We start from the raw sequence: 13,856 nt of genomic DNA on the forward strand, positions 1-13,856 counted from the left end.
CTCAACTTCCTTCGGTGAGGACGGGGACGCCGAACAGCGGCCAGACGGCGAGGGCGAACGCCAGCACCACGGCCGCCGTCAGCGGGGCGAGCACCGCCGACAGCCGCAGCAGGTCGCGCGAGGTGTACGTCGGGGTGCCCGGGAGGTCGGAGAAGAGAGTCACCGGCTTCGCGGACGCGGGCAGGGTGTGGCAGAAACCGGCCGCCGCGGTCGACGCGAGGGCGGCCGCGACCGGGTTGACGCCGGAGCCGGCCGCGGCCGCGACCACCAGCGGCACCAGCACGCTGGAGCGGGCCGAACGGGACTGGAGGACCAGGTGGGCGGCCGTACTGACCGTGATCACGGCGGCCAGGAAGAGCCACGGCGGAACGCTCACCGGCAGCCCCGACACCAGCCAGCGGGCCGCGCCCGAGTCGGCGAGGGCGACGCCCATCGCCATCGTGGCCGCCATGAAGAGCAGCAGTGGCCACGGCACGGTTCTGAGGGCGTCCTTGAGGCGTACGGTGCCGAGCGCGGGGGACGACGCGACGACCGCGCCGATGAGGGCGACGACGGCGGGAGGCACCTGGTGCAGCGGCTCGCTGCACCACAGCACCACCACCGTGGCGAGCAGCGCCGCGCACCGGGTCTCGGCGGGGCCGAGCGTGCCGGTGACCGGTTTCTCGCTGTGCTCCTGGATCTGCTCGGCGGTGATGCGGACCGGACCGCAGCGGTCCGTGCGGCGCGTGGCCGTCAGCAGCACCGCCTCCGCCGCCAGATGGGACGACACGGCGGCCAGCGGCAGCCCGAGCAGCAGCCACTGGGTGAAGCCGATGCGCTCGCCGGTCGCCTCCCAGAGCACGGAGACCGTGATCAGGTGGGCGCCGGCACCGATCAGGGTGGCGACCGCGGACAGCAGGATCACCGTGGGGAAGAGGAGGGCCAGCATGACGACCAGGCGGCGGCGGTCCGCGAGGACCTTGGCGAGGGCGAGGAAGACGGGCAGGGCGAGGGCCGCGCGGCCGGAGGTGGCGGGCACGGCGAACGCGGTGACGACCAGGGCCGCGGTGGTGAGGTGCGTGAGCTGGCGTACGGTACGGGCGCCGCTCACCAGGAACGCCGCGGCCCGGCCCGCGAGACCGGTCCGCGCCACGGCCGCCGCCAGCACGAACGCGCAGATCAGCAGCCATACGGTCTCGTCACCCAGGGTTCCGAAGAGGGTCTCGCTGCTGATCACGCCGGTCGCGGTGAGGGCGAGGCCGGCGCCGAGGGCGACGTAGGTGTCGTCCACGGGGGTGGCGATCCAGGCGCAGGTCGCCAGGGCGAAGACGGCGAGGGTCAGGCGGGCGTCACCGGACAGACCGGGGGACACGCCGGGGACGGTGAGCAGTGCGCACAGGGTCAGCGCGGTGCAGAGCGCCGCGTACTGCCACGGCTTCAGCGGGGTCAGGGTCACACCGAGAAGCCTCGGAGTCCCGGGTGAGCCTCGCATGAGCCGTTCATGAAGGGAACTTCACCCGGTGCGGCCGGCCTCCTGCCCCGTGGGAAGGCGGTAGCCCATGCCGCGCACCGTTTCGACGCGCTCCGCGCCCAGCTTCTTGCGCAGGGCCCGGACGTACACGTCCACGATGTTCGAACCGGGGTCGAAGTCGTAGCCCCACACGTGGGAGAGGATCTGCTCGCGCGACAGGACCTGGTCCGGGTGGCGGAGGAACAGCTCCAGCAGCACGAACTCACGCGCCGTCAGGTCCACCGTCCGCTCGCCCGACCGCGCCCTGCGCGTCCGCAGGTCCAGTGACAGCCCGCCACTGCGCAGCACCGTGACCTCCGGCGCCCGCGCCGCCGTGCGCAGCCGCAGCCGGACCCGGGCGAGCAGCTCCTCGAAGCGGAAGGGTTTGGTCATCCAGTCGTCGGCGCCGCCTTCGAGGCCGGCCACCGTGTCCCGTACGGAATCGCGCGCCGTCAGGACGATCACCGGCACGCTCACCCGGGCCTCGCGCATCTCGCGCAGCACCGTGAAGCCGTCCTTGCCGGGGAGCCCGATGTCGAGGACGACCAGGTCGAAGCCGCCGGTGCAGGCGTAGTCGTACGCCGTCTCACCGTCGGAGGCGACCGTCGTGGTGAAGCCGTTGGAGCGCAGGCCCTTCTCCACGAAGGAGGCGATGCGCTCCTCGTCCTCGACGATGAGAATCCTGCTCATTGGTCCTCCAGTCCGATGACGAGTACGAAGGTGGCCCCGCCGCCCTCGGTGGGGCGCAGCTCGACGCGGCCCCGGTGCCCCTCGGCGATCGCCTTGACGATGGACAGACCGAGCCCCGCGCCGGTCCCGCGCGCCCCGCGCCGCGCCGTCCCGCGCCGGAACCGTTCGAAGATCACTTCGGTGTCCTGCTCCTGTACGCCCGGCCCGCTGTCGGCCACGTACAACTCGGCCCGGCCCTCGCGGGCCCGCGAGCCGATGTGCACCCGCTGCCCCGGCACGGTGTGCTGCACGGCGTTCTGCGCGAGCTGCACCATCGCCTGCGTGATGCGCTGCGGATCGAGGTGCGCCTCCCGGTCGGCGACCGTGTCCAGTACCCACGCGCGGTCGCCCAGGGTGCGCGCCTTCACGTAGACGTCCGCCGTCAGCTCGGCCAGCTGCACCGGCTCCGGCGTCACGAAGTCGGGACGCTCCGCCTTGGCGAGCAGCAGCAGGTCCTCGACGATGCGGCTCATCCGGTCGAGCTCGTCGGTGACCAGACGTACGGTCTCCTCGCGTTCGGCCGGGTCGTCGCCCATCAGCTCCAGATGGCCGCGCACGATCGTGATGGGCGTGCGCAGCTCGTGGCCGGCGTCGTCGACGAACTCCCGCTGCGCGGCGAACGCCCGCTCCAGCCGGTCGAGCATGGCGTTGAAGGTCTCGGCGAGCGCCGCGATGTCGTCCCGTCCCTGGACGGGGATGCGCCGGGTGAGGTCCTGCTCGGTGAGCTGCGCCGCTGTCGTACGCACGACCCGTACGGGGGCGAGGATGCGGCCCGCGACCGCCCAGCCGATGCCGGTGGTCATCAGCAGCGCCACCCCCGAGATGGCCAGCAGCGTACGGAACGCCTCCTCCGCGATGGCCCGCTCGTTCTCCGCGTGGAAGGCGACGACGAAGGCGGCGTGCGGCGCGGCGCCGGCCGGGGCGATCTCGACCTTGGCCCAGCGGACCTCGCCCTGCGGCCTGCGCAGGGTGCCCGAGGACGCGTCGGAGGCGAAGATCTCGGCGAGCGAGGCCCGGTCCCGGTGCAGGGGGGTGCCTACCGGGATGTCACGGGGCTGGCGCAGCACGTCCGGCACGGGGTTCGGTGACCGGGTGAGGCCGAGCAGTTCCTCGTCCGGGTCGGAGTACTGGCGTTGCAGGAAGACCTCGAGCAGCCTGCGCGGTTCGCCGAAGCGGCCGCCGGTGGCCGGGTCGACTCCCTGGTCCACGAAGTTCGCGAACTCACGGGTCTCCTGGGTGAGCAGCCGGCCGATCCGGTGGTCGAGGTCCCGCAGCAGGATCGAGCGGGTGGTGGTCGCCACGGCACCCAGTGCCACCGCCATCACCGCCAGCAGCCACAGCAGGATGCGGACCCGCGCGGAGATCCTGCGCGATTCAGTCCTTCTCACCGGGATCGTCGTCGTCGGCGTCCGAGTCGTCGTCGGCATCGCCGTTCGTGGCCGTGGGGCCCGGGACGACCGCGTCGCTCGGAGTGGTGCCGGGAGTGGCACCGGGTGTGGTGCCCGGAGTCGTACGGGGCGAGGGCGGCCGGGTGCCCGGAGCGGTGCTCTCCAGCTCGACCTTGGACGGCACCTTCGGCGGCTCGGGGCTGTCGGTCAGGGCGTAGCTGGTCGCGGCGATGCCGAGCGGGATTGCGACGACGGCCGCGAGTGTCGCCAACCGGTGGGAGAAAGCCATGGACGCCATCGTGGTGGGGGCGCGTGGAGCCCGGATGAGGCCGGGATGAAGAAACCTTCATGTGCGCGCCGGGAAGCCGGAGGCGTTACGCGTCGAGCCCGATCGCGAAGGCCGCTTCCAGGTCGTGCTGCGAGTACGTGCGGAACGCGACATGCGTGTCGGTGCCCTCGACGCCGGGGATCTTGCTGATCCGGCCGGGGATGACGTCCGCCAGGTCGTCGTGCCTGGCCACGCGGACCATGGCGATCAGGTCGTACGTACCGGTGACGGAAAAGACCTCGCTGACGCTGTCCAGCGCGGCGATCGACTCCGCGATCTCGGGGATCCGGTCCACGCTGGTCTTGATGAGCACGATCGCGGTGATCACGGTTGGCTTTCTCCCTGGGTGGCCGACGCTGAGGTCTTCACTCTATCCGTACGCCGGTAACGCCCCCAGGTGTAGAGGAAGCCCGCGCAGAACCCCGCCACATGTGCGAGATACGCCACTCCGGGCCCCGGGTCCGCGCTGCGCGCCGCCAGCCACTGCAGGACGAACCAGAAGATCAGGACGATCCACGCGGGGAAGCGCAGCGGCAGGAAGAGGAGGAAGGGGAACAGGCTGGTGACGCGGGCGCTGGGAAAGAGGAAGAGGAACGCGCCGAGCACCGCCGAGATCGCTCCCGAAGCTCCCACCAGCGTCTCCTCGGAACCGGAGTGGGCGACGGCGTACGCGAGCAGGGCGAGGTAGCCGCAGCCCACGGAGAACAGGATGAACGGGACGCGGCCCATCCGTTCCTCGGTCATCACCCCGAAGACGTACAGGAAGAGCATGTTGCCCAGCAGGTGCAGCCAGTTGCCGTGCACGAACAGGGCGGTGAGCGGAGTGACCAGCGCGGCCGGGGTGCCGCTCAGCAGCTCGCGCGGGATCACCCCCCAGCGCTCGAAGTACGCGCTCTGTGTGGCGAGGAGCATGTCGCCGGTGCCGTAGGACGGATTGAGCCCGGAGAGGGGGCCGAGGGCGAAGACCAGGCAGCAGAGGCCGATGGCGCCGTACGTCACCACGGGCCCCCGGGCCGCTTTCCGCCAACTGATCATGCCCGGATCATCCCGTAACGGGAACGGGCGGGGCGGATCGCCTCGCCGGGCCCCGTCCCGCACGGTGGACTGTCCGCCGCATGGGGTACCCGTGAGGCCGTAGGGTTACGGGCAGTAGGCACAAAGAAAGAGGACGCACGATGACCACGGTTCCCCTGCCGACTGCCGAGACCCGGTGGCGCTGCGCCCTGTGCGGCAACCTCACGCGTTTCGATGTGACCCGCTCGTCCAAGGTGGTCGAGTACGTCCACCTCGACCTGGCCGGAGAGCCGAAGGTCGAGGAACGCGAGGTGGTCAGTGAGACCATCGAGTCCGTGCGCTGCCGCTGGTGCAACGCGGTGGACCAGATCGAACTGGTGGACAGGCCGGGTGCCGGCTCCTGAGAGGACCGGCCGAGAAGTAGTGGGGTGACGGATCGTGGAGCATGCAAGCGGCGCTGAACCGGCCGATTCGGCCGGGGACGTCGCGGAGGTGCTCGACCGCCCGCTGCCCGAAGGCGTACGGCACAAGGTCGTCGCGCTGGTCTCGGACGCCTTCGGCGGGCTCACCGTCGCCGAACTCCCGACCCAGCTGAGGCAGTACGCCCGCTTCACCCCGACCCGGCGCGCCAAGTTCGCGGGCAACGCGATGGCCGCGGCCCTGGAGGGGGACCCGGTGTTCCGCCAGCGCATCGGCGAGCGGCTGCGCGAGGCGCAGCCCGAGCTCGCCCGCGCGCTGGAGTCCGGTGCCCCCCCGGCCGCCGCCGACCCCGCCGACGTGGCGGCCGCGGCGTACGTGCTGCGTCCCGTCGGCTGGGTCAAGCTGGTGGCGGCCGCGGGCGAGGAGGCCCTGCGGGCGGACGCCGAGCGCGCCGACGAGGTCGCCCAGCGCGAGCTGGAGCGGCTGCGCGGGGAGCTCGCGCAGGCGCGCGAACACACGAAGACCGAGACCGAGCGGCTCCGCACGGAGCTGGAGGCCGCCCGCAAGGAAGCCGACGTACTCCACCGCAAACTGCGCAGCGCGCTGAGCGACGTGAAGCGCGGCGAGGCCGCCCTGCGCCGTACGAACGCCGAGACCGAGGCGCTCAGGACCGAGGCCGCCGCCCAGGTCGCCGCCGCCGAGAGCGAGGCGCGGCGGCTCAGGACCCGGCTCGGCGAGGCGGAGGCGGCCGTCGAGTCGAGCCGCAGGGCGGTGCGCGAAGGCCGCAGCATGGAGGACATGCGGGTGCGGCTGCTGCTCGACACGGTGCTGGACGCCGCCCAGGGGCTGCGCCGCGAACTGGCCCTGCCGCCGGCGTCCGTGCACCCCGCCGACACGGTGGAGGCCGTCGAACCGGGTCGTATGAGCCCCAAGGACATCGCGGCCAGGGCGCTCTCCGAGACCGACCCCGCGCTGCTCGACCAGTTGCTGGAGCTGCCGCAGTGCCATCTGGTCGTGGACGGCTACAACGTCACCAAGACCGGCTATCCGCAGATGCCGCTGGACAAGCAGCGGTTGCGGCTCCTGGGCGGTCTGTCGATGCTCGCGGCGCAGACGGGCGCCGAGGTGACGTGCGTCTTCGACGGGGCGGAACTGGTGGCGCCGGTACTGCTCGCGCCGCCGCGCGGCGTCCGCGTGCTGTTCAGCAAGCCGGGGGTGACCGCCGACGAGCTCATCAGGCAGCTCGTACGGGCGGAGCCGCCGGGGCGGCCCGTGGTGGTGGCCTCCACCGACCGCGAAGTGGCCGACGGGGTCGCGAAGGTGGGCGCCCGGCCGGTCGCGTCCGCCTTGCTGCTGAAGCGGCTTTCGCGCGTCTAATGACTCTTCGGCGCAATGCCCGGATTGAGGAAACGTAACGTCAAGTGGCCATTACTACGCGTGTGATGTAAGTAAATAATGTGACCAGGGGGTGAGTTTTTAGCCCTTGGGATTTGATCTGATCACAAGAAGGTCACTAAGGTCTGCCCTCGAACCTTCGCACGGTTGATCGCCCACCCGGGGCGGCAGCGGAGGTACCGCCGAGTCCATGCAATTCGGTCCAAGTTCCGCGGGGGAACCGAATCGTGGAGCCGGGGACGACGTCCCCCGCCCCGGTAGGCGGCTCGAGGAAGAAGGAGCTCGCCTTCGTGGCGTCCCACCGTCGTCCCAAGCAGCCGAGCCGCACTCGTGTGACTGTGCTCACAGCGACCGCAGCCGCAGCCGTCGCTCTCACGTCCCAGACCGCTCAGGCCGATCCCAAGCCGTCCAAGAGCGAAGTCAAGGCCAAGGTCGACAAGCTGTACCACGAGGCCGAGGTGGCCACGGAGAAGTACAACCAGTCCAAGGAGCGGCAGGACGAGCTCAAGGAAGAGGTCGACAACCTCCAGGACAAGGTCGCCCGCGGCCAGGAGGACCTCAACGACCTGCGCGGCCAGCTCGGTTCGGTGGCCAGCGCGCAGTACCGCTCCGGCGGCATCGACCCCTCCGTGCAGCTCTTCCTCTCCACCGACCCGGACAGCTACCTCGACAAGGCCGGCGCGATCGACCAGTTGAGCGCCAAGCAGGCCGAGTCGCTGGAGAAGATCCAGGCGAAGCAGCGCGCCCTCGCGCAGCAGCGCGCCGAGGCGACCGACAAGCTCGCCGACCTCGAGGACGTGCGCAAGGAACTCGGCGACAAGAAGAAGAAGTTCCAGGGCAAGCTCGCCGAGGCGCAGCGCCTTCTCAACACGCTCACCGCCGAGGAGCGGGAAGAGATGCGGGAGAAGGAGCGGGAGAAGGAGCAGCGCGCCAGCCGCGCGGTCGGCGACCGGGTGGAGCTGGGCAAGGAGCAGGCCGCTTCCGGGCGCGGCGCCGCGGCACTGGCCGCCGCCGCCACCCAGATCGGCAAGCCGTACGTCTCCGGCGGATCCGGCCCCAGCTCGTACGACTGCTCCGGGCTGACCCAGTGGGCGTACGCCCAGGCCGGTGTCTCCATCACCCGGACCACGTACACGCAGCACAACGACGGCACCAAGATCGGCCGCGGTGAGCTCAAGCCCGGCGACCTGGTGTTCTTCAGCAACCTCTCCCACGTGGGGCTCTACGCCGGCAACGGGCAGGTGCTGCACGCCCCTTACCCGGGAACCAACGTCCGCTACGAGGCGATGGAGTACCTGGGTACCTTCCAGTTCGGCGTGCGTATCTGACGGCGCACGCCCGACGAACGCCGAAGGCCGTCGCCACACCGCCCGTTCGGGCGAATTCCGGCAACGTCCGCTGACTGTCCGCCCCGCCGGTGACCTGGTTCTCCGGCGGGGCGTCACTGTCTGTGCCCGGCGCGGCCTTTGGTCACCGTGTGATCGCACCGCTACTGTCTGCACGCGCAGCTCCCCGGTCCATCGGTCCGCCCGCCCGGGCGGCAGGGGGCTGCACACAGCGGAAGGGAGTGCGGCTTCCTGTGACGATCCATCGGCGTCCTTCACAGTCCGGCCTCACACAGAGCGCCCGGGTCACAGTTCTGTCCGCTGCCGCGGCCACGGCGGCGGCAGCGTTCGCCGCCCCGTCGGCGGGCGCCGACCCCCACGACACCTCCTCGGCCACCTCCTCGGCCACCCAGGCGCGGGTCGACCGGCTCTTCGAGCAGGCCGAGCAGGCCACCGAGAGGTTCAACGAGGCCGACGAGCGCGCGGGCCGGCTGCGCGAACAGGTCGACCGGGCCCGGGACGAGGCCGCGCGCGGCCAGGAGCGCATCAACCGCATGCGGGGCGCGCTCGGCGCGATCGCGGGCGCCCAGTACCGGGAGGGCGGCATGGACCCGGCACTCGCCCTGCTGCTGACCGAGAACCCCGACAGCTACCTCTCCAAGGCCGCGGCACTCGGCCGCGTCAGCGCCCGCCAGGCCGCCGCCCTGACCGAACTGCGGTCCGCGCAGCGCGAGCTGAGCCAGGAACGCGCGGAGACCTCCGCCGCCCTCGGCGAGCTGGAGCGCAGCCGGGCCGCCGTCGCCCGCCACAAGCGCACCGTGGAGCGCAAGCTCGCCGAGGCGCGGCGGCTGCTCAACTCCCTGTCGTCCGCCGAGCGCGAGGAGTTCGACGACCGGGCGTCCCGTTCCGGCCGCAGCGGGACGCCTCCCACGGCCGTGCCGGCCGAGGCGGCGGGAGCGCCCGCCTCGTCGCGGGCCTCGGCGGCCGTGTCGGCCGCGCGGCAGGCCGTGGGAAAGCCGTACGTCTGGGGCGCCAACGGCCCGACCGGCTTCGACTGCTCGGGCCTCACCCAGTGGTCGTACGCGCAGGCGGGCGTCTCCCTGCCGCGCACCTCGCAGGCACAGCGGTACGCCGGACGGCAGGTTCCCCTTGACCAGGCGCAGCCCGGCGACCTCGTGGCGTACCGCGACGACGCGAGCCACATCGGGATGTACATGGGCAACGGCCAGGTGGTGCACGCGCCCTACCCCGGCGCCCCGGTGCGCTACGACCCGGTCGGCATGATGCCCGTCTCCTCGGTGACCCGGGTCTGACCCGGTCGCGCACCGGGGCCCGTACGATCGGCCGGGTGGCAGGACGGCGGCGCGTGACTCGGTGGCAGCGGTGGGCGGGGCCGGGCCCCGCCGCGTTCCTCGCCGCGCTCCTGCTCGCGTCCGGGTGCGCGGCCCCCGGGGAGCCGGCGGACACCGCGGCCCAGGACATCCGGCGGGCACTGGACCGCAGGGCGGCGGCCGTCGTCGACCGTGACGAGAGCGCGTATCTCGCCGCCCTCGACCCGGTGGCGGCGAGCCTGCGGGCGGCGGAGCGCAGGGAGTTCGCGAACCTCGCGCAGGTGCCGCTGCGCTCCTGGGAGTACCGGCTGACCGCCCTCGACCGTACGAGCGCGGAACGCGCCACCGCCGAGGTCGAGCTGCGCTACCGGTTCGACGGGTACGACGACGCGCCCGTGAAGGCGGCCGAGCGGCTGGACCTGGTCCGGCGGGACGGGCGCTGGTACGTCGCCGCCGAGCACCCGGGCAGCGGCGGCGGGCGCCAGTTCTGGGAGCAGGGCGAGGTCACGGTCGTACGCGGCGCACGCAGCCTGGTCCTCGGCGCAGGCCAGGACGAGCAGCGGCTGCGCGCCATGGCGGACGCCGCCGACCGCGCGGTGCAGGCGGCGGACCGGGCCTGGCCGGGCCGGTGGGCGCGGCGCCTGGTGGTCCTGGTGCCCCCCTCGCTCGACTCCATGGGCTCGCTGCTCGGCGCTCCGGCGGCCGGGTACCGGGGCATTGCGGCCGTCACCACCGGGAAGACGGGCGGCTCGGGCGCCGCGCCGGCGGACCGGGTGATCGTCAACCCCGAGGCGTACGCGCTGCTCGGCGGCTTCGGACAGCAGATCGTCCTCACCCACGAGGCCGCCCATGTCGCCACCCGTGCCGACACCTCGGCCGCCACCCCGATGTGGCTCTCGGAGGGCTTCGCCGACTGGGCGGCGTACCGGGGGACCGGGCGCACCGCGAGCGAGGCCGCCCCCGAACTCGGCCGGGCCGTGCGGAAGATGGACCTGCCCACCGCACTGCCGACGGACCAGGAGTTCGGCTTCGGCGCGGACGCGGAGGCGGACGCGGAGGCGGACGCGGACACGCTGGCGCGCTCGTACGAGGGCGGCTGGCTGGCCTGTGCGCTGATCGCGCAGGAGTGGGGCGAGGAGAGGCTGACGGCCTTCTACCGGGCGGTCGGCGGGCACGGGCGGCGCGAGGGCGCGGTCGAGAAGGCGATGCACGAGGTGCTGGACACGACTCCGGAGGACTTCACGGCGCGGTGGCGCGCGTACGTGCGGGAGCGGCTCGCGTAACCGCGGAGCCGGGGCGGGGCGGGCGGGGAGAGGCTCCGCGGGGGCGCGGTGCCCGGCCTGTCGCGCCGGCGGGCCGGGCCGTTCGGTACTGTCGGCGGCGATGCACAAGACCTTGATCGTGACCAACGACTTCCCGCCCCGCCCCGGCGGCATCCAGGCGTTCCTGCACAACATGGCGCTGCGCCTGGACCCCGGGCAGCTCGTCGTCTACGCCTCCACCTGGAAGCGCGGCAGCGAGGGCGCGGCTGCCACCGCGGCCTTCGACGCCGAGCAGCCGTTCACCGTCGTGCGCGACCGGACGACGATGCTGCTGCCGACGCCGCGCGTCACCCGGCGCGCGGCCGGGCTGCTGCGCGAACACGGCTGCGGGTCCGTGTGGTTCGGGGCGGCCGCGCCGCTCGGACTGATGGCTCCCGCCCTGCGCAGGGCGGGAGCGGAGCGGATCGTCGCCACCACGCACGGCCACGAGGCGGGCTGGGCCCAGCTGCCCGCCTCCCGGCAGCTGCTGCGCAGGATCGGCGAGGGTACGGACACGATCACCTATCTCGGCGAGTACACCCGCTCGCGGATCGCGGCCGCGCTCACGCCCGAGGCCGCCGCGCGCATGGTCCAGTTGCCGCCCGGCGTCGACGAGAAGACCTTCCATCCCGGCTCCGGCGGCGGCGCGGTCCGTGAGCGGCTCGGGCTCGCCGGCCGGCCCGTGGTGGTGTGCGTGTCCCGCCTGGTGCCGCGCAAGGGCCAGGACACGCTGATCCTGGCGATGCCCCGGATCCTGCGCGAGGTGCCCGACGCGGTGCTGCTGGTCGTGGGCGGCGGGCCGTACGCCAAGGAGCTGAGGAGGCTGGCCGCCGAGACCGGGGTCGCCGGCGCGGTGCGTTTCACCGGGCCGGTGCCGTGGGCGGAGCTGCCGGCGCACTTCGGCGCGGGCGACGTCTTCGCGATGCCGTGCCGTACGCGCCGGGGCGGGCTCGACGTCGAAGGGCTCGGCATCGTCTACCTGGAGGCGTCGGCGACCGGGCTGCCGGTGGTGGCGGGCGACTCGGGCGGGGCGCCCGACGCCGTACTGGACGGGGAGACGGGCTGGGTGGTGCGCGGCGGGCCCGCTGAGGTCGCGGCCGAGGAGTCCGCGGAGCGGATCGTCACGCTGCTCCAGGACCCGCAGCTGCGGCGGCGGATGGGGGAGCGGGGCCGGGAGTGGGTCGAGGAGAAGTGGCGCTGGGACCTGCTCGCGGAGGAACTGAAGGCATTGCTGTGAGGCAATGAGGCGGGGGGCCGAGGGGGCGACGCCGTGCGGGGCGGCCGGTGGAGTCCCGGCTCCGGGACTCCACCGGCGCCGGGCCGTCAGCCCCGGTAGAGCGCCTCGATCTCGTCGGCGAAGTCCTTCGCCACCACGTTGCGCTTCAGCTTGAGCGACGGCGTGATGTGTCCGGCCTCTTCGGTGAACTGGGCCGCCAGCACGCGGAACTTGCGCACCGACTCGGCCTTGGACACCGCCGCGTTGCCGTCGTTCACCGCCTGCTGGACGACCGCGAGCAGCTCGGGGTCCTCGCGCAGCGCCGTCGCGGTCGAACCGGCCGGCTTGCCGTTCTCGGCGGCCCAGCGGCCGAGGAACTCCTCGTCGAGGGTGACCAGCGCGCCCACGAACGGCCGCCCGTCGCCCACCACCATGCACTCCGCGACCAGGGCGTGCGCCCGGATGCGGTCCTCGATCACCGCGGGGGCGACGTTCTTGCCGCCCGCCGTGACGATGATCTCCTTCTTGCGGCCGGTGATCGCGAGGTAGCCGTCCTCGTCCAGCGTGCCGATGTCGCCGGTGTGGAACCAGCCGTCGGTCAGCGCCTCGACGGTGGCGCTCTCGTTGTTCCAGTAGCCGGAGAAGAGGTGCTCGCCGTGGAGCAGCACCTCGCCGTCGTCCGCTATCCGCACGACCGAACCCGGCAGCGGCTGGCCGACCGTACCGATCTTCTGCCGGTTCCACGGGTTGAAGGCGGTGGCCGCGCACGACTCGGTCAGGCCGTACCCCTCGAGGACGGTGAAGCCGATGCCGCGGAAGAAGTGGCCGAGGCGCTCGCCCAGCGGGGCGCCGCCGGAGATCGCGTACTCGCCGCGGCCGCCGAGCACCGCGCGCAGCTTGTTGTAGACCAGCTTGTCGAAGACCTTGTGCTTGAGCTTCAGGCCGAAGGACGGGCCCTGCGGGGTGCCGATCGCGCGGCTGTAGGCGATCGCGGTGTCCGCGGCCTTGTCGAAGATCTTACCCTTGCCGTCCGCCTGCGCCTTGGCGCGGGCCGAGTTGTAGACCTTTTCGAAGACGCGCGGCACACCGAGGATCATCGTCGGCCGGAAGGAGGCGAGTTCGTCGGTGAGGTTCTTGATGTCCGGTACGCAGCCGAGCTTGATCGGCGCCATCACCGACGCCACCTCGACCAGCCGGCCGAAGACGTGCGCGGCCGGCAGGAAGAGCAGTACGGAGCACTCGCCCGTACGGAACAGCGGCTTCAGGCGCTCGACGACGTTGCCGCACTCCGCGAAGAAGCTGCGGTGCGTGAGCACGCAGCCCTTGGGGCGGCCGGTGGTGCCGGAGGTGTAGACGATCGTGGCCGGGTCGTCCGCCTTGGCGCTCGCGCTGCGCTCGTCGACCGTCTCGTCCGTGACCCCGGCGCCCGAGGCGCACAGGTCCTCCACGGCGCCCCCGTCGATCTGCCAGACGTGCTCCAGGGCGGGCAGCCGGTCGCGTACGGACTCGACGGCGGCGGCGTGCGCGCCGCTCTCGACGATCACGGCCACCGCGCCGGAGTCGCCCAGGATCCACTGCACCTGCTCGGCGGAGCTGGTCTCGTACACCGGCACGGTCACCGCGCCCGCGCTCCAGATCGCGAAGTCCAGCTGCACCCACTCGTAGCGGGTGCGGGACATCAGGGCGACCCGGTCTCCCGGCCGCACGCCGGCCGCGATCAGGCCCTTGGCGGCGGCGCGGACCTCGGCGAGGAACTCGGTGGCGTTGACATCGGTCCAGGCGCCCCCGACCTTGCGGCTCATGACCGCCACTTCTGGGTGCTGCGTGGCGTTGCGGCGGATGAGATCTGTCAGGTTGCCGTCCGAGGGGACCTCGTACAGGGCCGGAAGGCTGAACTCGCGCAAGACTGCTGCTCCTCAT

General features: G+C 72.5%; 13 protein-coding genes. 6 read left to right on the top strand and 7 right to left on the bottom strand.

Annotated elements, in window-relative coordinates; translation table 11 throughout:
• Position 1 precedes the first annotated feature (1 nt).
• The 6 genes from BN1555_RS23475 to BN1555_RS23500 form a co-directional block, all read right to left on the bottom strand.
• Positions 2-1,435 carry an SLC13 family permease gene (locus BN1555_RS23475; protein ID WP_093801224.1) on the bottom strand — a complete coding sequence of 478 codons (1,434 nt, stop codon included), beginning with the start codon at positions 1,433-1,435 and terminating at the stop codon, positions 2-4.
• A gap of 57 nt (positions 1,436-1,492) precedes the next feature.
• The gene (locus tag BN1555_RS23480; protein ID WP_093801225.1) at positions 1,493-2,179 is read right to left on the bottom strand and encodes a response regulator transcription factor; all 687 of its coding nucleotides are present in this window, start codon (positions 2,177-2,179) and stop codon (positions 1,493-1,495) included.
• On the bottom strand, positions 2,176-3,645 hold the full coding sequence (locus tag BN1555_RS23485) for a sensor histidine kinase (protein ID WP_093801226.1): 1,470 nt from the start codon (positions 3,643-3,645) through the stop codon (positions 2,176-2,178). Before BN1555_RS23485 ends, BN1555_RS23480 begins: the two co-directional genes overlap by 4 nt.
• On the bottom strand, positions 3,593-3,895 hold the full coding sequence (locus BN1555_RS23490; protein ID WP_093801227.1) for a small hydrophilic protein: 303 nt from the start codon (positions 3,893-3,895) through the stop codon (positions 3,593-3,595). The genes BN1555_RS23485 and BN1555_RS23490 overlap by 53 nt, the downstream gene beginning before the upstream one ends.
• An 85-nt stretch (positions 3,896-3,980) precedes the next feature.
• Complete coding sequence (locus BN1555_RS23495; RefSeq protein ID WP_065488891.1) at positions 3,981-4,262, bottom strand: Lrp/AsnC family transcriptional regulator; 282 nt, start codon at positions 4,260-4,262, stop codon at positions 3,981-3,983.
• Complete coding sequence (locus tag BN1555_RS23500; protein WP_093801228.1) at positions 4,259-4,969, bottom strand: rhomboid family intramembrane serine protease; 711 nt, start codon at positions 4,967-4,969, stop codon at positions 4,259-4,261. The genes BN1555_RS23495 and BN1555_RS23500 overlap by 4 nt, the downstream gene beginning before the upstream one ends.
• 140 nt (positions 4,970-5,109) lie before the next feature.
• On the opposite strand from BN1555_RS23500, the gene BN1555_RS23505 reads away from it, so the two are divergent.
• From BN1555_RS23505 to BN1555_RS23530, 6 genes are all read left to right on the top strand, one after another.
• The gene (locus BN1555_RS23505; protein ID WP_093801229.1) at positions 5,110-5,352 is read left to right on the top strand and encodes a hypothetical protein; all 243 of its coding nucleotides are present in this window, start codon (positions 5,110-5,112) and stop codon (positions 5,350-5,352) included.
• A gap of 31 nt (positions 5,353-5,383) precedes the next feature.
• A complete protein-coding gene (locus BN1555_RS23510; protein WP_093801230.1) occupies positions 5,384-6,745 on the top strand; it encodes an NYN domain-containing protein in 1,362 nt (453 codons plus the stop codon).
• Between the two features lie 308 nt (positions 6,746-7,053).
• Positions 7,054-8,091, top strand: coding sequence for a C40 family peptidase (locus BN1555_RS23515; RefSeq protein WP_093803587.1), 1,038 nt, complete (start codon positions 7,054-7,056; stop codon positions 8,089-8,091).
• 251 nt (positions 8,092-8,342) lie between these two features.
• Complete coding sequence (locus tag BN1555_RS23520; RefSeq protein ID WP_093801231.1) at positions 8,343-9,401, top strand: C40 family peptidase; 1,059 nt, start codon at positions 8,343-8,345, stop codon at positions 9,399-9,401.
• Between the two features lie 53 nt (positions 9,402-9,454).
• Entirely contained in the window at positions 9,455-10,702 is a 1,248-nt protein-coding gene (locus BN1555_RS23525; protein WP_093801232.1) for a hypothetical protein, read from the top strand.
• Positions 10,703-10,802: 100 nt separating this feature from the next.
• Positions 10,803-11,957 carry a glycosyltransferase family 4 protein gene (locus BN1555_RS23530; protein ID WP_093801233.1) on the top strand — a complete coding sequence of 385 codons (1,155 nt, stop codon included), beginning with the start codon at positions 10,803-10,805 and terminating at the stop codon, positions 11,955-11,957.
• A gap of 86 nt (positions 11,958-12,043) precedes the next feature.
• Here the strand turns inward: BN1555_RS23530 and BN1555_RS23535 are convergent, their stop codons facing one another.
• The gene (locus tag BN1555_RS23535) at positions 12,044-13,840 is read right to left on the bottom strand and encodes an AMP-dependent synthetase/ligase (protein ID WP_093801234.1); all 1,797 of its coding nucleotides are present in this window, start codon (positions 13,838-13,840) and stop codon (positions 12,044-12,046) included.
• Positions 13,841-13,856 lie beyond the last annotated feature (16 nt).

It is taken from the genome of Streptomyces sp. Wb2n-11, from assembly GCF_001049855.1.
In the GTDB taxonomy this organism is placed as follows: Bacteria; Actinomycetota; Actinomycetes; order Streptomycetales; family Streptomycetaceae; genus Streptomyces; species Streptomyces altiplanensis.